Here is a 19,055-nt window from a genome sequence, read left to right as displayed (position 1 = left end):
GTCGTCGAAGTCGGTACCTGGGGTGAAGGTGTAGCTGCCGTCGGTGTTGACGGTGACGCTGCCATTGCCTGCACCTGGGCCGTTGACCAGCTGGTAGCTGACGACGGTGCCGTCGATGTCAGTGGCGGCCGGTACATTGCCATTGAGGACGACATTTTCCTCGGTGGTGGCGGTGGCATCGGTGGCAACCGGTGCATCGTTGGTTGCCAGGGTGCCGCTGACGTCATCGCTGACGGGGTTGCCATTACGGTCGGTGGCGCTGGCTGTGACGGTAAGGGTGCCGTCGACCAGGTTGCTGAGGTCTGCAGTGGTGGTGTAGTTACCATTGGCATTGACGGTGGCTTCGGCCTCAACTTCGTTGCCTTCGCTGTCGGTAATCAGCAGGGTGACTACGCTGTTCTCGGCGACATCGGTAGTGGTGCCGCTGATCACGACGTTGCTCGGGTCGCCCAGGTCGCCGAGGGTGACGCTGAGATCACCGGCCAGGGCATCCAGGGTTGAATCATCGGTGGCACTAGCAGGGTTACCTGCGATATCGGTGGTGCTGGCAGTAATGCTCAGGTTGCCATCGTCCAGACCGCTAAGGTCGGCGGTGGTGCTGTAGCTGCCGTCGGTACCAGTGATGGCTGTGGTGGTAACGGTGTTGCCATTAGCATCGGTGATTGTCAGGGTCACGGTGCGGCCAGGGCCGACATCGGAGGTGCCGGAGATCGGTGCGTTGGCGACGTTGGCGCTGTTCACGTCTTCGAGGCTGACAGTGATGTTGGCAGTGGTGTCGAGGGTAAAGGTCAGGCTGCTGCTCGGCGAGGTATTGCCGGCGACGTCAGTCTGGCGTACCAGAATCGTGTTGCTGCCTTCCAGTGCCACGGGTGGCGTTGTGCTCCAGGTCGTGCCGTCGGTGCTGTATTCGACGGTAGCACCAGGCTCGACACCGCCAACGCTGTAGGAGCCATCATTGGTGATCAGGTCTTCGGCGACACCGCTGTCGACCAGCAGGTTCAGGGTCGGGGCTGTTGGGACTACAGGATCCACAGGATCCACAGGATCTACAGGATCTACAGGATCCACAGGATCTACAGGATCCACAGGATCTACAGGATCTACAGGATCTACGGGCTCTACGGGCTCTACAGGATCTACGGGCTCTACAGGATCCACCGGTATTGTCGGGGTCGTGGTGTCGACAAGGTCTGCATCGCTGGTTTCCCCGGTCAGGCCGTCGATTTCATCCTGAGCGCTGCCGTCCAGGCCCAGGCCAGAGGTTTCGAAGCCGATCTCGGCTTCCAGTTGACCGCCCGTTTCGTCGAGCATTACAAAACTATGGCCGCCGCCTGCTGCGCCGCCAGTGCCACCACCGGTACCTGCGCCAGCCGCGGTTGCTTCGAGGTCGGTGGTGGGGTCGAGGCCTGCGGCGATGGCTTGTTCGAGTTCGGATGCAGGCGCTTGCGCGGATTCGGTCGGCTCGTTCGGGCCTGCCTGCCAGTTGCTGTTCTGGGCAACGCTGAGCACTTCGCCATTGGCCAGTTGCAGGGTGACTTCACCGCCCAGGCCAGTCAGTACCTGTTCGCCCTGGAGCACACGCTCGCCCTCGAAGATCTGCCGCTTAAGGCCGTCGAGAGAGACTGCAAACACTTGACCTACAAGGCTTTTGACGATGGCGACGATAGTGCTCATAGATACTGCTCCGTGTACACGTGCGTAAATAGGGTGGCGAGGCGATAAAGCATTAGGTTCAAATTCGGTGGGTCTTCGCGACAATCTTTTGTCGCCATTAATTTGGCTTATTCCATTTTGGAATTTAGATCTGTGCCAAACTATTGACCGGTTGCTCGCGATAATAAAGAATGCGCGCCGTGATGTCACTTTGATATTTAGCCGACTTCCTGCCGTGGTAAAAGTGCTGGCTGGCAGTTCGTCTCTGTCCTGCTCTAGCGCGCCGCTAATCCGTCATCTGGCAGTCAGCCTTGCCGAAAAGGAATTTTATTCAATGCGTTTTTTCGTACTCGTTCCCCTTGCTCTGGCAGTCTCCGTGGCAGCCCATGGTCAAACCCTCACTGAAGCCATGCAGAGCGCCATCGAGGTGCATCCGGAAATCCAGGCTGGGATCAATTCGCGGTTGTCGGTAGAGGAGCAGATGAAGGCGGCCAAAGGCGGTTACCTGCCCCAGGTCGACCTGTTGGCCGGCTATGGTCGCGAGTACACCGACAGCCCCGGCACCCGCGGCACCACGCACAACAGCGAGACCCTGACCCGCGGCGAGTCGAGCCTGCGCCTGCAGCAGATGTTGTTCGATGGCTTTGCCACCAGCAGCGAAGTGGGCCGTCAGCGTGCCACCGTCAATGCTCGTGCCTATGAACTGCTGGGGACTTCCGAGCGCACTGCGCTGACCGTGGCCGAGGTCTATCTGGAGGTGCTCAAGCGCCAGGAAATGGTGCGTCTGGCCGAAGATAACCTGCACAGTCACGAGCGTATCTACGATCAGATCAACCTGCGCAGCCAGCGCGGTGTTGGGCGTATGGCCGACCTTGATCAGGCCGAAGCGCGTCTGGCCCAGGCCCGCAACAACCTGATTACCGAGCAGACCAACCTGGCCGATGCCCAGGTCAACTACTTCAGCGCCGTGGGCCGCGATGCCAGTGAGCTGAGCGTCCCCCAGAGCTTGACCGCGACCTTGCCGGAGAGCCTGCCGGCGGCCCGCGAGGAAATGCTCCAGAACAACCCCTTCCTCAGTTCGGCCGAGGCCGATGTGCAGGCCACCGAGCAGCAGTATGAAGCGTCGAAGTCGACCTTCTACCCGCGCTTCGATGCCGAGTTGTCGCGCAGCATGGACAACAATCTGGACGGTACCGCAGGCCACAGCAACGAATGGCGGGCGATGGTGAACATGCGCTACAACCTGTTCGCCGGTGGCAGCAACAAGGCTGATCTGCAGTCCAAGTCCCACCAGGTCAATCAGGCCATGGACATTCGCAACAACGCCCTGCGCGTGCTTAACGAAGACCTGGGTCTGGCCTGGAATGCCCTGCAGAACGCTCGTCAGCAGCTGCCGATTGCTCAGCAGTACGTCGATTACAGCAGCCGGGTGCGCGAGTCCTACCAGAAGCAGTTCAGCCTGGGCGACCGTACCCTGCTGGATCTGCTCGACAGCGAGAACGAACTGTTCACCGCCGCTCGCCGTCTTGAAGAAGTGCGCTTCACCGAGTTGTTTACTCAATACCGGATCAAGGCCACCATGGGCTCCCTGCTCAAAAGCCAGGGTGTAGTTGCGCCAATGGCCGCTGCACCGCTGGACGAAGTCAAGGCCAAGGCCAGTCTGCCCGGCCTCAACTGAGCCCCGTCGTTGATGAGTAAAGCCTGTGGCAGTAGACCTTAGTCAGACCCAGACCCGTAGCGATCCGCGCGATCGCTACGATGACCCTCTGCTAGACAGCCTGCTGTCGCTGTGCAGCCTGCACCAGAAATCGGTCAGCCGCGCCATGCTCACGGCCGGCTTGCCGCTGCCGGAGCAGCGCCTGAACCCTGAACTGCTGGCCCGCGCTGCCGCGCGTGCCGGTTTGCAGGGGCGCTGGTTGCGCCGCGGGCTGGACAAGATTCCCGAACTGGCAATGCCGGCCCTGCTGCTGCTGCGCGAGGGCCGTAGTGCCTTGCTGCTCGGCTGGGACGAGCAGGGCCGTGCCCGGGTCATGCCCAGCGAGAGCGAGGGCGGCGAGGTACGGGTCAATGCCGAGGTGCTGGCCAAGGATTACAGCGGTCAGGTGTTCTTCGCTCAGCCGCTGCACAAGTTCGACTTCAACCGTGGCGAGCTGATTCCGCGTGCCACGTCCTGGTTTCGCGACACCCTGAAACGCTCGCGCTGGCTGTATATCGATGCCATCGCCGCAAGTTTTCTGATCAATCTGATCGGTCTGGCCACGCCGCTGTTCGTAATGAACGTGTACGACCGGGTTGTGCCCAACCAGGCCGAAGCCACCCTCTGGGTTATGGCCATCGGCATCACTGGGGTGTTCTTCTTCGATCTGTTGCTCAAGACCCTGCGCGGTCTGTGTCTGGACCTGGCGGGCAAGAAAACCGACCTGATCATCAGTGCCACGCTGTTCGAACGCATCGTCGGTATGGCCATGAAAGTTCGCCCGGCGCGGGTCGGCAGCTTTGCTCAGAACATCCACGAGTTTCAGAGCCTGCGCGATTTTCTCGCCTCGCTGACCCTGGCCAGCGTGATCGATCTGCCGTTTACCCTGCTGATTCTGGCGGTAATCGCCATGATCGGTGGTCATCTGGTGTGGATTCCGATTCTCGCCTTCCCCCTGGTGGCGTTGATCGGCTGGGCCTTGCAGCGCCCCCTGGCCGACACCATGCAGCGCAGCATGGCCTTGGCGGCCGAACGCCAGTCCAGCCTGATCGAGAGTCTGGCCGGGCTGGATGCGGTCAAGGTCAACAACGCCGAAAGCGAGCGTCAATATATCTGGGAGCAGACCATCGGCACCCTCAGCCGTCTGGAGCTGCGCGCGCGCATGCTGTCCAGCCTGGCGATGAACTCGACCATGCTGCTGCAGCAACTGGCCGGGGTGGTGGTTATCGTGCTCGGCGTGTACCAGATCATGGCCGGCAACCTGAGCATGGGCGGGCTGATTGCCTGCTATATGCTCAGCAGCCGCGCCCTGGGCCCGTTGACGCAGATTTCCGGATTGCTGACCCGCTACCAGCAGGCCAAGGTGACCCTGGAATCGGTCAACCAGATGATGGAGTTGCCCCAGGAGCGCCACGAGGACGAGCGCCCGCTCAAGCGCCAGTCGCTGCAGGGCGCGGTGGAGTTCCGTCAGGTGGACTTCCATTACCCCGATCAACAGCAGGCCGCGCTGCAGAAGATCAATCTGGTGGTTCGGCCCGGGGAGAAGATCGGCATTATCGGTCGCAGCGGCTCGGGCAAGAGCTCCCTGGCCAAGCTGATCGTCGGCCTTTATCAGCCAGACGGCGGCAGCCTGCTGGTGGATGGCATCGATGTGCGCCAGCTGGATGTCAGCGACCTGCGCTACAACATCGGCTATGTGCCCCAGGATATCCAGCTGTTCAGCGGCACCCTGCGCGACAACCTGGTGTCCGGTGCCCGTTACGTCGAGGACGAACTGGTGTTGCAGGCCTCCGAACTGGCCGGTGTGCATGAGTTCGCCCGCCTGCACCCCAAGGGCTATGAATTGCAAGTCGGCGAACGCGGGCAGAACCTCTCCGGCGGCCAGCGGCAGAATATTGCCCTGGCTCGCGCGCTGTTGCTCGACCCTCCGATCCTGCTCCTCGACGAGCCCACTAGCGCCATGGACAACAGCGGCGAAGAACGCCTCAAGCAGCGCTTGTCTGCGGTGATCGGCAGCAAAACTCTGCTGCTGGTGACCCACCGCGCCTCGATGCTTAGCCTGGTGGATCGTCTGATCATCGTCGACCGCGGGCAGATCATCGCCGACGGTCCTAAAGGGAGCGTGATGGAAGCGCTGAAGAAGGGGCAGATCAGTGTCAGCTAAACAACCGGGCAAAGGTCTGCGGCAATCTATCGGCGCTTATTTCGGCAGTCACGATGCCATGGGCGACGAGCCCCTGCCGGAAGTCAGCAAGGCGTTGATCGAAGATGCGCCACGGGTGGTGCGTCTGACCATCTGGAGCCTGATCGCCTTCTTCGTCTTCTGCCTGCTGTGGGCCAACTTCGCCGTGGTCGATGAAGTGACCCGCGGCGATGGCAAGGCAATTCCCTCCTCGCGTCTGCAGAAGATCCAGAACCTGGAGGGCGGTATTGTTGCCGAGCTGTTTGTCCGCGAGGGGCAGATCGTCGATATCGGCGACCCGCTGCTGCGCCTTGACGACACCCGTTTCGCCTCCAATGTCGGCGAAACCGAAGCCGACCGCCTGGCGCTGTTGCTGCGTGTGGAGCGTCTGAGTGCGGAAGTGCAGGGGCGCGAGTTGCTGGTCAGCGACGAGGTGCGCGAGAAGGCCCCTGGTCAGGCCGATAACGAAATCGAGCTGTTCAACAGCCGCAAACAGCAACTGCTCGACGAGGTGGCTGGTCTGGAAGAGCAGCTGATTCAGCGTCAGCAGGAACTGCGCGAGTTCGCCTCCAAGCAGCAGCAGTTCCGCAACAGCCTCGAACTGCTGCGCCAGGAAATTCGCATGTCTGAGCCGTTGGTGGCCGAGGGTGCGATTTCCCCGGTGGAGGTGTTGCGCCTCAAGCGCGCCGAGGTTGAGAGCCGCGGCCAGATGGACGCCACCACCCTGGCGATGCCACGGGCCGAGGCGGCAATCAAGGAGGTCCAGCGCAAGATTGACGAAACCCGTGGGCGCTTTCGTAGCGACGCGCTGACCCAGCTTAACGAAGCGCGCACCGAACTGAGCAAGATCCAGTCCACCGGCAAGGCGCTGGAGGATCGGGTCAACCGCACCCTAGTGATCTCGCCGGTGCGCGGCATCGTCAAGCAGTTGCTGGTCAACACCATCGGAGGGGTGATCCAGCCCGGCAGCGATCTGGTGGAAATCGTGCCGCTGGGCGAGAACTTGCTGGTGGAAGCGCGCATCCGTCCCCAGGACATTGCCTTCCTGCACCCCGGGCAGGAGGCCATGGTCAAGTTCACCGCCTATGACTACACCATCTACGGCGGGCTCAAGGCCGAGCTGGAGCAGATTGGTGCCGACACCGTGACCGACGATGACGGCAACAGCTTTTATGTGATCAAGCTGCGCACCAACAAAAGCCACCTGGGCAGCGAGGCCAATCCGCTGTTGATCATTCCCGGCATGGTCGCCTCGGTGGACATCATTACCGGCAAGAAGAGCGTGCTCAATTACCTGCTCAAACCGATTATCCGCGCCCGCGCCGAGGCCCTGCGCGAGCGCTAGGGCGGATCTACGTAGGGTGCGCTGTGCGCACCAGGCGCTACCGAATGCTCTTGGTGCGCACGGCGCACCCTACGGTAGGTCTACTCGACAAACAGCTGCTGCACCACCGAGAAATCCTGTTTGCCCTTGCCTTGCTTGAGCAGCAGGCGGTACAGCTGCAGGGCCAGTGCGCCCATGGGCGTGCTGCTGCCGCTGATCTGGGCGGCTTCCTGGGCCAGGCCCAGGTCCTTGGCCATCAGTTCGGCCATAAAACCGCCTGAATAGCCTCTGGATGCTGGGGCGTTTTCCATGACCCCGGGCCAGGGGTTGTACTTCTCCAGGGTCCAGTTGCCGCCCGAGCTCTGCCGCATGATCTCGGCCAGCACCGCCGGCTCCAGGCCGTTGGCCACGCCCATGGCCATGGCTTCGGCGGTGGCGATCATCTGCACCGCCAGCACCTGGTTGTTGCACACCTTGGCTACTTGGCCGGCACCGTCGGGGCCGGCGTGGAAGATATTCTTGCCCATGGCGGCGAAGATCGTCTGAGCCTTGGCCAGGGTGGCGGCCGCGCCGCCGATCATAAAGGTCAGGGTGCCAGCTGCGGCCCCGGCGGTGCCGCCGGAAACCGGTGCGTCGAGCATCTCGATGCCCCGGGCGCTGGCGGCTTGGTGCACCTTGCGCGCGGACTCCGGGGCGATGGTCGAGCATTCCAGTACCAGGCTGCCGGGTTTGAGCGCGGCCAGCAGGCCGTTATCACCCAGGTACAGACCCTCCACATGACGGCTGGCGGGCAGCATGCTGACCACCACATCGGCGTCCTGCACTGCATCCAACGCGCTGCTGGCAGCTTGCGCGCCGTCTTTGGCCAGGTCCTCGACGGCTGCTTGCAGCAGGTCGAAGACCTTCAAGTTGAAGCCGGCCTTGAGCAGATTGCGCGCCATGGGCAGGCCCATATGGCCGAGGCCGATAAAAGCGATTGTTGTCATTGTTATGCTCCTGTCGCGCTGAATAACTCTCGTGTAGGCGGTGGCTTACAGCGGTGTAGGGTGGATGACGCTTCACCCATCCACCGGCTGCGGTCTTGTCGGTGGATGAAAAAGGCGTCATCCACCCTACGTACTACAACCTGTTACAGATCCGCCAGCGGATGTTCGCCTTCCCAGACTGCCTCGAAGTGCGCCTCGATCACTTCATTCGGGATGGCCGCCACATCCGGCCAATGCCAGCGTGGTGTCTGGTCCTTGTCGATCAGCCGCGCGCGTACGCCTTCGGGGAATTCCGGGTGGCGGCAGCAGTTCAGGCTGAGGGCGTATTCCATGCGGAACACCTCGGCCAGGGACATACGTTTAGCTCGGCGGATCTGCTCCCAGACCAGGTGCCCGGTCATTGGGCAGCCGCCGGTCAGGGTCTTGGCGGCGCGGGCCAGCAGCAGGTCGCTGTCGCCCTGCAGGGCGCTTAGCGCGCGCCAGGCGAGGGGCAGGTCGGCCTGGTCGAGTAGGGCGTCGATACGTGCGCGGCGCGGCAGCCACTGGGCTGCCGGTAACTCGTTGAGGGCCTCGGCCTCCAGGGCCTGGAGCAGGCTGTGCAGTTGCAGTTGCGGCTGTTCCAGCCAGTTCAGCTGCACCATGCCTTCAAGCAGATCGTCCTGCTGGGTGTCGAGCAGGAAGCGGTCGGCCAGGTCCAGGTCCAGGGCGTCGCGGCCATTGATGCCGCTGGCGGTGAGGCCGAGGAACAGGCCGAGCTTGCCCGGCAGACGAGCGAGGAACCAGCTGCCGCCGACATCCGGGTACAGGCCGATATTTATTTCCGGCATGCCCAGGCGGCTGCTGGGGGTGACGATGCGGATGCCCGCGCCCTGCATCAGGCCCATGCCGCCGCCCAGCACATGGCCGTGAGCCCAGCAGATAAAGGGCTTGGGGTAGGTATGGATGCGATGGTCGAGGCGGTATTCGTCGGCAAAAAAGCGCCGCGCCAGGGGGGGCACTTCACCCGGATGCTCGCGACACTGCTGCACCAGTTGCACCACATCGCCGCCAGCGCAGAAGGCCTTCGGCCCGTTGCCGCGCAGCAGCACGCAGGCGATGCCCGGATCATCCGCCCAGGCCTTGAGCCTGGCATCCAGCGCCTCGATCATCGGCAGCGACAGGGCGTTCAGGCTCTTCTCGGCATCCAGGCTGGCGATGCCGATGCGCATACCCTGTTGGGTCGGGCGTTCTTCGAATTGCACGTTCATTGTGGGTCCCATCGTAGGGTGGATGGCGTTTTATCCATCCACCGCATGCGGTTATGGTGGATGTGAAAAGCGACATCCACCCTACGGTTATTTATTGCGCCACTGCGGCTCGCGTTTTTCCAGAAAGGCGTTGACCCCTTCGCGGGTGTCGTCGGCATCGAACAGGTCGACAAAGCGCTCGCGTTCTTCACTGAGCCAGGTGTTCGGGCTGCGTTCGCGCGCGCCCTGGATCAGCGGCTTGATGGTGCGCACCGCCACCGGGCTCTGCCGCGCCACCTTGGCCGCCAGCAACAGGGCATGGCCACGGGCTTCGCCGGTATCGACCACCTGCTCGACCAGGCCGATGCGCAGGGCGGTTTCTGCATCCAGGCGTTCGCCGCAGAGAATCATGCGTTTGGCCCAGCCTTCGCCCACCAGCCAGCTCAGCGCCTGGGTGCCGCCGGCGCAGGGCAGCAGACCGACCGTGGCCTCTGGCAGAGCCATCTGCGCCTGGCGCTCGGCGATGCGGATATCGCAGGCCAGCGCGCATTCCAGGCCGCCGCCCATGGCGTAGCCGTTGATCGCGGCAATCGATACACCGCGGAAATCGCGCAGCGCCTCGAAGGCTTCGCCGAAGCGTCGGGCCATCTCGCGGGCGCGGGCCTTGTCGCCATCGGCGAACAGCTTGAGGTCGGCCCCGGCGCTGAAGAACTTGCCGCCCTGGCCGGTAATCACCAGAGCGTAGATGTCATCGTCGTGGTTGAGGTGCTCAAGCAATTGCTTGAGACCGATCAGGGAGTCGCGGTCCCAGGTGTTGGCCGGCGGCTGATTGATGGTGATCAGCGCGGTATGGCCGTGCTTTTCCACGGTGAGCTTGTGGGTCAGGTCGAATACGCCGGGGTGGTAGGCTTCGATAGCGTGGCTCATAAGTGTCCTCGTCGTTTTTTCTTCCCTCGCCCTCCGGGAGAGGGGCGGCCCTCGTAGGGTGAGGGAAAGTGAGGTGTGCAGGGCGACTTCGCCCCTCACCCTAACCCTCTCCCCGGAGGGGCGAGGGAATAAAGCTACAGCAGGCGATCCAGCATGCCGCCTTGATCGAGCAGGCGGCGGGCGATGATCACCCGCATGATTTCGTTGGTGCCCTCCAGTATCTGGTGCACGCGGCTGTCGCGCACCCAGCGCTCCAGCGGGTAGTCATTGAGATAACCGTAGCCGCCATGCAGTTGCAACGCTTCGTTGCACAGGTTGAAACAGTGGTCGGTGGCAAAGCGTTTGGCCATGGCGCAGTACAGGCTGGCTTCGCCGTGGCCCTGATCGAGCTTGTGCGCGGCCAGGCGCACCATCTGCCTACTCGCCGTCAGATCAGTGAGCATATCGGCCAGCTTGAACTGCAGGGCCTGGAACTCGCTTAGCGGCTTGCCGAACTGTTTGCGCTCTTCCACGTAGCGCAGCGATTGTTCCAGCGCCGCCTGGGCAGCGCCGAGGGAGCAACTGGCGATATTTATCCGCCCGCCATCCAGGCCCTTCATGGCGTAGACAAAACCCTGGCCCTCGGGGCCGATGCGGTTGCCGGCGGGAATACGCACGCCTTCGAAGCTGATGGTGCGGGTCGGCTGAGCGCGCCAGCCCATCTTCAATTCGTTGCGGCCGTATTTCACCCCCTCGGCATCGGCCGGCACCAGAAAGCAGGAAATGCCCTTGGCACCGCTATCCTCGCCACTGCGCGCCATCACGATCAGCACATCGGTTGAGCCTGCGCCGGAGATAAAGCATTTGCTGCCATCGAGCACATAGTCCTCGCCATCGCGGCGGGCGCGAGTGCGCAGGTGGGCGGCGTCGGAGCCGGCATCCGGCTCGGTCAGGCAATAGGAGGCCAGCAGTTCGCCGCTGGCCAGGCGCGGTAGCCAGGCATCCTTGAGTGCCTGCTCGGCGAAAGAGGCGAGCATCCAGGTGGCCATGTTATGGATGGTGATAAAGGCGGTGGTGGCGACGCAACCCGTCGCCAGCTGTTCGAATATCAGCGCCGAGGACAACCGCGACAGGCCCAGCCCGCCATCCTCTTCCTTGAGATAGAGGGCCAGGTAGCCCTGTTCGGCGGCGCGCTTGATCACGTCCACAGGGAAGTGATGGTCGCGGTCCCAGTCGCCGGCGTGGGGGGCCAGCTCCCGCGCGGCAAAGGCGCGGGCGCTGTCTACCAGCAGGCGTTGTTCATCGCTGAGTTCGAAATCCATAAGTCCTCATTGCAGGGTGGGGGGCTGTCCGGCGGCGCTTCGTTCGGCCTGCCAGGCGGCGAGGCTGGGTGTCGTCTGGGAGCCGTCGAGGCGGTCGACGATGTTGAAGTAGTCCTGCTTGAGCGGGTCGCTCATCACCTCGGCGCGGCTCTTGACCTGGACGACATACACCGTCTGCGCGTTCTGGTGATCGAAGGCTCGCCACACTTGCTTGTCCTTGAGTAGCTGATAGCTGTGGTTTTCCAGGGCCTTGATCAGCGTTTCGCTGTCCAGGCTCTTGGTCCGCTGCACGGCATCAGCCCACTGGTAGACGATGCTGTAGGCCGAGGCTGCGGAGCTGGAGGGATACATCTCGTAGCGCTGGCTGAAATCCTTGACGAAGGCTTCGCCGCGGGCGGATTTCTCCAGGGCCGGGACGCGCCAGGTCCAGGGTTCGGTGCCGAGTACGCCCTGCATGATGCCCGGGCCGGCCTGTTCGACCATATGCTGGGTCAGGTTCGGCGCGACGATCTGCATGCCCTTGGTCAGGCCCAGGTTCTGGGCGATGCGCATGGCGCGCACCAGGTCCTCGCCGAACAGCACCAATACCAGCACCTCGGCCTTGCTCGTCGCGGCTTGTTTGAGGGCCTGGGTGTAATCGGCCATGCGTGCGCCGGGGAAGGGCACCTTGACCCCGGGGTGCTTGCCGAGGTCTGTGCTGCCGGTGGTCTGGCGCAGCGAACTTTCCGAAGTGTGACCCCAGGTGTAATCGGCGGTGACGTAGAAGTAATTCTTGTTCGGCAGGTGTTTACTCAGGTAACCGCCGAGGGCGTGGGCGCTCATCCAGGCATTGTTGCACTCGCGAAACATATAGCGGTGGCCGTCCTTGCCGGTGGTGTCGTTGGAATAGGTGAGGGTGCCGAAGTACAGCAGGCCATGTTCCGCGGCGCGCTTGCCGGCGGCGATGGCCACCGCGCTGGAGGAGCCGCCGAACAGCATGGCCGCGCCTTCGGCGACCAGTTTGTCGACATTGCGCTCGGCCTTGGCCGGGCGCGAGGCGGTGTCCTTGCTGGACAGGCGCAACGGCCGTCCGAGCACGCCGCCGCGCTCGTTCAACTCGTCTATGGCCAGCAAGGCACCGCGCATCTGGGCCAAACCTTCTTCCTTATAAGGGCCGGTGCGCGGGTAGTTGAGACCGAGGGTGATCGGCTCAGCGGCCTGCGCACAGGCAGTAATTCCGGCCCATAGGGCCAGGGTGGCGGTTAGTCGTTGCATGGCGGCTCTCCTTGTTTTTGTTATGGCTGAGAGAGTTTTACGCCATTAGACCTTCTGTTGAGATTGTCTTTTGGTCTAACAGATAGTTGAAAGTCGCCGCGCTCTTGCGTCTTGTGCACGGCACCTCAGTTGGCCTTATTTAAGCTGGATGGTCATATTGGTTCCGGCCACCGAATCTTCATCGAACCAGCGGCTGGTGACCGTCTTGGTTTCGGTGAAGAAGCGCACGCCCTGTTTGCCGTAGGCATGCAGGTCGCCGTAGAACGAACCCTTCCAGCCGGTAAAGGAGAAGAACGGCAGCGGTACCGGCACCGGTACGTTGATGCCGACCTGGCCGACTTCCACCGCGTGCTGATAATGCCGCGCCGCGCCGCCGGAGCGGGTGAAGATTGAGGTGCCGTTGCCGTAGGGGCTGGCGTTGACCAGCTCGATGGCTTGTTCCAGCGTATCGACCTCCATGCACACCAGCACCGGGCCGAAGATCTCTTCGCGGTACAGGCTCATCTTGCTGGTTACGCCGCGAAACAGCGTTGCACCGATCCAGTTGCCGTTGGGGTAGCCCTCGACCGCGCAGTGCGAGCCGTCCAGCAGGCATTCGGCACCTTCGGCCTTGCCTTCGGCGATCAGGCGCAACACACGTTGCTTGGCCTGCTGGCTGATCAGCGGGCCGAAGGCGGCGTGGCCATCGGTCCAGTAGCCGGGTTGCAGGTCGGCCATCTGCGCCTGCAGCTCATCAATCCACTGCTTTGAATCGCCGACAAACACCGCCACGCTGATCGCCATGCAGCGCTGTCCGGCTGCGCCGCAACTGGCGCCGACCAGGTTGCTCAGCACCTGCTGCTTGTTGGCGTCGGGCATGATCACCATATGGTTCTTCGCCCCGGCAAACGCCTGCACGCGCTTCAGGTGAGCGGTGCCGGTGCGGTAGATATGCTGGCCGACCGGCACCGAGCCGACGAAGGAGATGGCGCGAATATCCGGGTGGGTCAGCAGGCTGTCGACCACCTCGCGGGCACCATGCAGCACCTGCAATACGCCCTTGGGTGCGCCGGCTTCGATAAACAGTTCGGCCAGGCGGTTGGGGGTCAGCGGGTCCTGTTCGGACGGCTTGAGAATAAAGGTATTGCCGGCGGCGATGGCCAGGGGAAACATCCACAGCGGAATCATCGCCGGGAAGTTGAACGGAGTGACGCCCACGCATACGCCGAGCGGCTGAATCCAGCTGGCGGTGTCGATATCGCGGGCCACGTTCTCCATGGTCTCGCCCATCATCAGGCTGGCGATATTGCAGGCTTGCTCGACCACCTCGATACCGCGCCAGACATCGCCCTTGGCATCGGCCAGGGTCTTGCCGGTTTCGCCAGCGAGAATTTCCGCCAGCTCGTCATGGTGTTCCTTGAGCAGATGCTGATAACGCAGCATCACCCGCGCGCGGTCGGAAACGGGCACTTCGCGCCAGGTGACAAAGGCCGCCTTGGCACTGGCAATCGCAGCTTCGATTTCCTCGGCGGTGGCCTTGGGGGCCAGGGCCAGAACTTCCTGGGTCGCCGGGTCGGTGACTTCGATAAATTCACGGGCGCGGCTTTCGCGCCATTCACCGTCGATCAACTGCGCGATTGCCTTGGCCATTGTTCTCTCCACGAAGGTGCTTATTGTTTGGTCAGTGTTATAGCTGCCCTGTGCGGTTTTGTGGATTGACGATCTTGGTCTGCGGATGGACTATCTTGGGATTTAATTTGTAGCCCGGATGAAGTCCGGGACCCTTTCCCCCGGATTTCATCCGGGCTACTTGAGTACCCCAATGCGCGCTTTTGTCGATACTTCCAACTGGCCTTTGCCGGCCAATGGCGTGCGCTTTATCACGCCACCCAGGCTGCGCCGCCTGCTGGCAAAGCATCCCCTGGGGCAGGGCTGTTATCCCCTGGCCCTGGGGTACTATCCCGAGGCGCTGGGCCACCGCATGCATCGCCCGCAGCCGGAGGATCACCTGCTGATCTATTGCCGTGCAGGGCAGGGCTGGCTGGAGACAGCGGATGGACGATTAGCTGTCAGTGGTGGCGATCTGCTGCTGTTGCCAAAAGGCGTGATGCACGCCTATGGCGCGGACGTGGACAAGCCCTGGACGTTGTACTGGGTGCATTTTGATGGCGAGCTGGTAGCGGACTTTCTCAAGCCCCTGGGCAAGGGGCCGCTGTGGCGCATTGGCGTGCAGCCACGCCTGCTGGCCGAGTTCGATGCCTTGCTCAACCTGCGCAAGCAGGGCTTGAACCTGGCGCACTTCGTTCATGCCGCGCACCAGTTGCAGGTGCTGCTCACCTCCCTGGCCGTGCTGCCGGCGCGCACCACCTTGAAATCCGGGCGGGTGCTGGATGTGGACGCGGTGCAGGCGGTGATGCGCGCCCATCTGCATGATTCGCTAAACCTCGACGAGCTGGCCGCGCAGTTCAAGCTGTCGCGCTTTCACTTCGCCAAGACCTACCGCGCCCTGACCGGGCATGCGCCGATTCAGGACTTTATCCAACTAAAAATGGCCCACGCCTGCCGCTTGCTCGATGAAGGTGAGCAGGGCATCCGCCAGGTGGCTGAACAGCTGGGTTACGAGGACGTGTATTACTTCTCGCGGTTGTTTCGCAAGGTGGTGGGTATGGCACCGAGTCATTATCGGGCGCTGCATCAGGGCTAAGTCAGACGTTTTCGGGGGTATTCGGCCAAAAGCAGCCGGTGGACACACAACCGACAAAGCGGTAGCTTGCGATTGACTGGATCTTGCCACCTACATCAACCTGCGATTTTAATTGGCGAGTGGAAACTAAATATTTTAATTACGGCGTATTAAAAGTTGACTCTTAAAAGCTATAGCCGCAGAGGCTATGGCATCTAAAACATAACCGTTAAAGTAATCAAGCGATTTGATGAATTTTCCAGAAACTCAAAGAACAGGAACTTTAGCCGAGTTTGACGTGGCACGGCTATTTCTATCTTGGAGCTGGAACGTAGGGCAAGATCAAATTGATATAGGATACGACTTATTCGTAACTCCAAGTCATAGTCTTTATAATGGCGGTCGATTCCTTGTCCAAATCAAGGGCACAGCAAAGACTACTGGTAAAAACTCTGTTCGCGCCCCCGTTTCGAAAAGCAGACTCCGCCAGTATGCAGAATCTATCATTCCTGTATTTATTATTCGTGTGACACCTGAGGGCAGGTTCTACTGGCTTCACGCTCAACCTTGGACACGGGCAAATGAGCATCGACTGTTAGGTAGTGGAAATATAAGCATTGAGTTCGAAAGCACACAATCCCTCGATCATCGCTCAGAATTTGAATACTACCTAAAATCAGTACTAACAGTTACTGGCCGCGAAGCGCAGGGTGAAGTGTTACTTCCTGAGTCGCTAAATAGTCGATCAAGTATTAATACTCAGCAGGCTCTTGATTTTCTGGCAGAGTCTGAGGTGTCAGAAGGCTTTATCAGTAAACTTACCTTCACTCCTACTCAAAATCCAGAAAACTTAGAAAAGCTCAAGGACGCGTTGTTCTTTGGCTTGCCGCGAACTTTTGAGGTCGAGAAATTTAACATATCTGTACCTCCTTCGCTCAACAACCCTTATGAAGAATTTGGAAAAGGAGTTATATCAATAAATTCCCTCGGCTCTACGGCCGGAAAAATTCGACTTATACCTGGCCATAAACACTCAATCACCACGACAGAATTATCGATTGACGCCGAGCTGTTTAATGGAAGCCTTGGGGCTGCTATAACCAATGAGCAAAAGGCCAGCATTCTAGATATTTGTGTTCGCTTTAAGATCAATAAAAACAACAGCCTCACACCAAACGCTAGATTTAGCTTTCGAATGCCCCATATCTCCGATATGCCAATAAAAGATGTGGACTATCTAAGTCACGTTCATTTATGGGCAGAGCAGGCTCTAGCTCGCAGGAGCTTTACTTTAGAGGTGGAAATATCGGGGCAAAGGCTTCCGCTACCCTTTCCGGCGGAAATTCAAGAGTCGGCCATGGAATTTATACATCTGGCTCACACCCTAGGGAAAATTCATTTAATAGCAAGAACCACTGGGTCGAAACTCCGTGTTCCGAGCGAATTTTTGATATCACGAGCAGATATTAACAATATTAATTGTGCCTTTTTATTGCTTCGAGGCGATCAACAACAAGCACTTTCTTCTCTTTCGATAGAGCTTGAGCCAAGTGAAAAAATTGAATCATCCAAAAAAACTTCGCTTTTTGGCATGAAGATCATAACGTTTAATCTTTTCGGCCAAGAGCTTTGCAAAATCCCAACTAGATTCGACCTAATTGATTATCAAGTTAAAAGAATTCCGAATTCTACAAAAATGCTGGTAACTTCAGGTAAGCACGGAAAGGCACTGATGTCATTTGCGGATGATTACTCTGAAGATCTAGAGGGGGCTTGGTTCTCAACTAAAAAAACCTGATTCCCTACTCATTCTGACTGACAGCTTTTAGTCGGTTCTTTTGAAAAAGTTGATGTTTGAGAAAACCGAAAACAATAGGGTATATAAAATAATAGACCACGGTTTTCGGGAGCATTAATCGTGGTATATCCCCTGTTTTCTTCACACGCCCGCACAACCCCACCGTTGGGCTTCGCTGTGCTCAACCACAACCTACGCGGCCACGCACCACCAGCCTTGACTTGCCCAGTCGCCTTCCTTAGCGTGCCGTCTTCGTTGGTTTAAGCAGGACACAGGCATGAGCGCCGCAGATAACGTCAAACTCGAAGCCGGCTGGAAGGCCGCTCTGCATGAAGAGTTCGAGAAGCCCTATATGCGTGAGCTGGGGACTTTCCTGCGTAGCGAGAAGGCGGCGGGTAAGGAGATTTATCCACCCGGTTCGCTGATCTTCAATGCGCTCAACACCACTCCGCTGGCCCAGACCAAGGTGGTGGTGATTGGTCAGGACCCTTACCACGGGCCGGGTCAGGCCCATGGTCTGTGCTTCTCGGTGCAGCCTGGGGTGAAGACCCCGCCGTCGCTGGTGAATATCTATAAAGAGCTCAAGCGCGACCTGAATATCGACATCCCCAGCCACGGCAACCTGCAGCATTGGGCGGAGCAGGGCGTGCTGCTGCTCAACACCTCATTGACGGTGGAGCACGGCATCGCCGGCTCCCATGCCAAGATCGGTTGGCAGACCTTTACCGACAAGGTGATCGAGGTGGCCAGCCAGCAGCAGGAACGCCTGGTGTTTCTGCTCTGGGGTGCCCATGCCCAGAGCAAGGAAAAACTGATCGATGTCAGCAAGCACCTGGTGTTGAAATCGGTGCACCCTTCGCCGCTATCGGCGCACCGCGGCTTTATCGGCAACGGCCATTTCAGCCGTACCAACAAGTTTCTCCAGCAGCACGGGCTAAGCCCGATCGATTGGCGCTTACCCGAGGCCTAACAGGCTGTTAAGCGGCGTTGCACTGCTGCTCGGCAAGGTCTCTGCGCAGGTCGCGCAGGCGGTGATTCAGGCGTTCGCGCTGGGCCTCGTCGCTGCTGTTGAGTAGCTGGCTGAACAGCGTGGCCAGCGCCTGGCGTGAGCGGCCATAACTGGCGCGGTACTCAGCGCTGTAAAAGCGCTCGCGTTGTTGCAGCAGGCGGGTCAGCTGTTCGGCGAAGTCGGCGCTGTCGCGTTCGGCGAGGGTCTTGCGCAGCTGCGTCTGCCACAGTTGGCGGTTTTCCAGCCACAGACGGTTCTGTTCGCCGAGGCCATTGGCCCAGTCGGCGATATGCGCTGTCTGGGCACTGTTCAGACGACCGAGCCAGGGTCGCAGACGTTCCTGCATGCGCGTCTGGCGCTCGCTGATCTGGGTGGCCAGGGGCGGGTCGAGAAAGTCCTGACGATCTTCCTGATTGTCTTCGTCGAGGGCGGCGTAGAACTCGCTGACCTGCTGCTCGCTCAGGCCCTGCAGCAGTTCGATGGCGGTGGGGGTGATCTCGACGCTGATGCGTTTGAGTGCGACATCGAACTGGGCAAATTGCTCAAGCAGCTGAGCGCTGTCCGGCTGCGGCTGGGTGAGGATGCTCTCGGTGGTTTGCAGCCAGTCGATATAACGCGGCAACTCGGCGCTGCAGTGCCATTGCAGATGCGCTTGCAGGCGGGGTTTGAGCCAGGCCTGCTGCTGACTGTCGAGGCTCAGGTAGTCGTTGAGCCGCCAGGGCACCAGCCAGTCCAGGTTGCGATAGGCCAGGCCGATGCGGCTGCAGGCCGTGACCAGCAGGCTCAGGCAGAGCAATAGCAGCAGGGGTTTCACGGTGGGCCAGCGCAGTGTGCTCATGTTGGATACCTCGTTAGCAGGCCGTTGAAAAACTACCTGCGTTGGCAATACTGCGTTAAAAACGGCCTCAAAATGCTCATTTACAGCACGTAAACTCCGCTTTTTCGGCCGTTTTTGCCTTGTCTTGCCTGCCTCGCCTACGTTTTTCAACAGCCTGTTAGACCAGGCCTGAGAGTACCTCTGAGGCATGCGTCTGCGT

The 19,055-nt window shown here is 60.4% G+C and carries 14 protein-coding genes; 6 read left to right on the top strand and 8 right to left on the bottom strand.

What is annotated here, in order from left to right:
* The coding region (locus tag VMP31_RS20115; protein WP_325509464.1) for a retention module-containing protein at nucleotides 1-1,674 on the bottom strand (1,674 nt) is incomplete at its 3' end.
* A 313-nt stretch (nucleotides 1,675-1,987) separates the two neighbouring features.
* Here VMP31_RS20115 and VMP31_RS20110 point away from each other — a divergent pair.
* From VMP31_RS20110 to VMP31_RS20100, 3 genes are read left to right on the top strand one after another with little or no spacing between them, the layout of a single operon-like run.
* Nucleotides 1,988-3,331 carry a TolC family outer membrane protein gene (locus VMP31_RS20110; protein ID WP_325509463.1) on the top strand — a complete coding sequence of 448 codons (1,344 nt, stop codon included), beginning with the start codon at nucleotides 1,988-1,990 and terminating at the stop codon, nucleotides 3,329-3,331.
* 25 nt (nucleotides 3,332-3,356) lie between these two features.
* On the top strand, nucleotides 3,357-5,513 hold the full coding sequence (locus VMP31_RS20105) for a type I secretion system permease/ATPase (protein ID WP_325509462.1): 2,157 nt from the start codon (nucleotides 3,357-3,359) through the stop codon (nucleotides 5,511-5,513).
* Nucleotides 5,514-5,571: 58 nt separating this feature from the next.
* Nucleotides 5,572-6,876 (top strand): HlyD family type I secretion periplasmic adaptor subunit, encoded by a 1,305-nt coding sequence (locus VMP31_RS20100; protein WP_325509481.1) that lies wholly within the window; start codon nucleotides 5,572-5,574, stop codon nucleotides 6,874-6,876.
* A gap of 80 nt (nucleotides 6,877-6,956) precedes the next feature.
* On the opposite strand, the gene mmsB is transcribed toward VMP31_RS20100, so the two are convergent.
* The 6 genes from mmsB to VMP31_RS20070 form a co-directional block, all read right to left on the bottom strand.
* Nucleotides 6,957-7,841 carry a 3-hydroxyisobutyrate dehydrogenase gene (gene mmsB / locus VMP31_RS20095; protein WP_325509461.1) on the bottom strand — a complete coding sequence of 295 codons (885 nt, stop codon included), beginning with the start codon at nucleotides 7,839-7,841 and terminating at the stop codon, nucleotides 6,957-6,959.
* A 143-nt stretch (nucleotides 7,842-7,984) separates the two neighbouring features.
* Complete coding sequence (locus tag VMP31_RS20090; RefSeq protein ID WP_325509460.1) at nucleotides 7,985-9,088, bottom strand: enoyl-CoA hydratase/isomerase family protein; 1,104 nt, start codon at nucleotides 9,086-9,088, stop codon at nucleotides 7,985-7,987.
* Nucleotides 9,089-9,175: 87 nt separating this feature from the next.
* Nucleotides 9,176-9,994, bottom strand: coding sequence for an enoyl-CoA hydratase (locus VMP31_RS20085; RefSeq protein ID WP_325509459.1), 819 nt, complete (start codon nucleotides 9,992-9,994; stop codon nucleotides 9,176-9,178).
* Nucleotides 9,995-10,128: 134 nt separating this feature from the next.
* Nucleotides 10,129-11,295, bottom strand: a complete 1,167-nt coding sequence (locus VMP31_RS20080) for an isobutyryl-CoA dehydrogenase (protein WP_325509458.1) — start codon at nucleotides 11,293-11,295, stop codon at nucleotides 10,129-10,131.
* Nucleotides 11,296-11,301: 6 nt separating this feature from the next.
* Nucleotides 11,302-12,549: a substrate-binding protein gene (locus VMP31_RS20075; RefSeq protein WP_325509457.1), complete on the bottom strand. Its 1,248-nt coding sequence runs from the start codon at nucleotides 12,547-12,549 to the stop codon at nucleotides 11,302-11,304.
* A 135-nt stretch (nucleotides 12,550-12,684) separates the two neighbouring features.
* A complete protein-coding gene (locus VMP31_RS20070; RefSeq protein ID WP_325509456.1) occupies nucleotides 12,685-14,178 on the bottom strand; it encodes a CoA-acylating methylmalonate-semialdehyde dehydrogenase in 1,494 nt (497 codons plus the stop codon).
* A gap of 172 nt (nucleotides 14,179-14,350) precedes the next feature.
* On the opposite strand from VMP31_RS20070, the gene VMP31_RS20065 reads away from it, so the two are divergent.
* The 3 genes from VMP31_RS20065 (at nucleotide 14,351) to ung (ending at nucleotide 17,979) form a co-directional block, all read left to right on the top strand.
* Nucleotides 14,351-15,232, top strand: a complete 882-nt coding sequence (locus VMP31_RS20065) for an AraC family transcriptional regulator (RefSeq protein ID WP_325509455.1) — start codon at nucleotides 14,351-14,353, stop codon at nucleotides 15,230-15,232.
* Nucleotides 15,233-15,461: 229 nt separating this feature from the next.
* Nucleotides 15,462-17,009 (top strand): DUF4365 domain-containing protein, encoded by a 1,548-nt coding sequence (locus tag VMP31_RS20060; RefSeq protein ID WP_325509454.1) that lies wholly within the window; start codon nucleotides 15,462-15,464, stop codon nucleotides 17,007-17,009.
* 277 nt (nucleotides 17,010-17,286) lie between these two features.
* On the top strand, nucleotides 17,287-17,979 hold the full coding sequence (ung, locus tag VMP31_RS20055) for a uracil-DNA glycosylase (protein WP_325509453.1): 693 nt from the start codon (nucleotides 17,287-17,289) through the stop codon (nucleotides 17,977-17,979).
* Between the two features lie 7 nt (nucleotides 17,980-17,986).
* On the opposite strand, the gene VMP31_RS20050 is transcribed toward ung, so the two are convergent.
* Nucleotides 17,987-18,856: a DUF6279 family lipoprotein gene (locus VMP31_RS20050; RefSeq protein WP_325509452.1), complete on the bottom strand. Its 870-nt coding sequence runs from the start codon at nucleotides 18,854-18,856 to the stop codon at nucleotides 17,987-17,989.
* Nucleotides 18,857-19,055 lie beyond the last annotated feature (199 nt).

This window comes from Pseudomonas sp., assembly GCF_035512415.1.
Classification (GTDB): domain Bacteria; phylum Pseudomonadota; class Gammaproteobacteria; order Pseudomonadales; family Pseudomonadaceae; genus Aquipseudomonas.
This window is presented reverse-complemented; position numbering and strand designations above follow the sequence as displayed.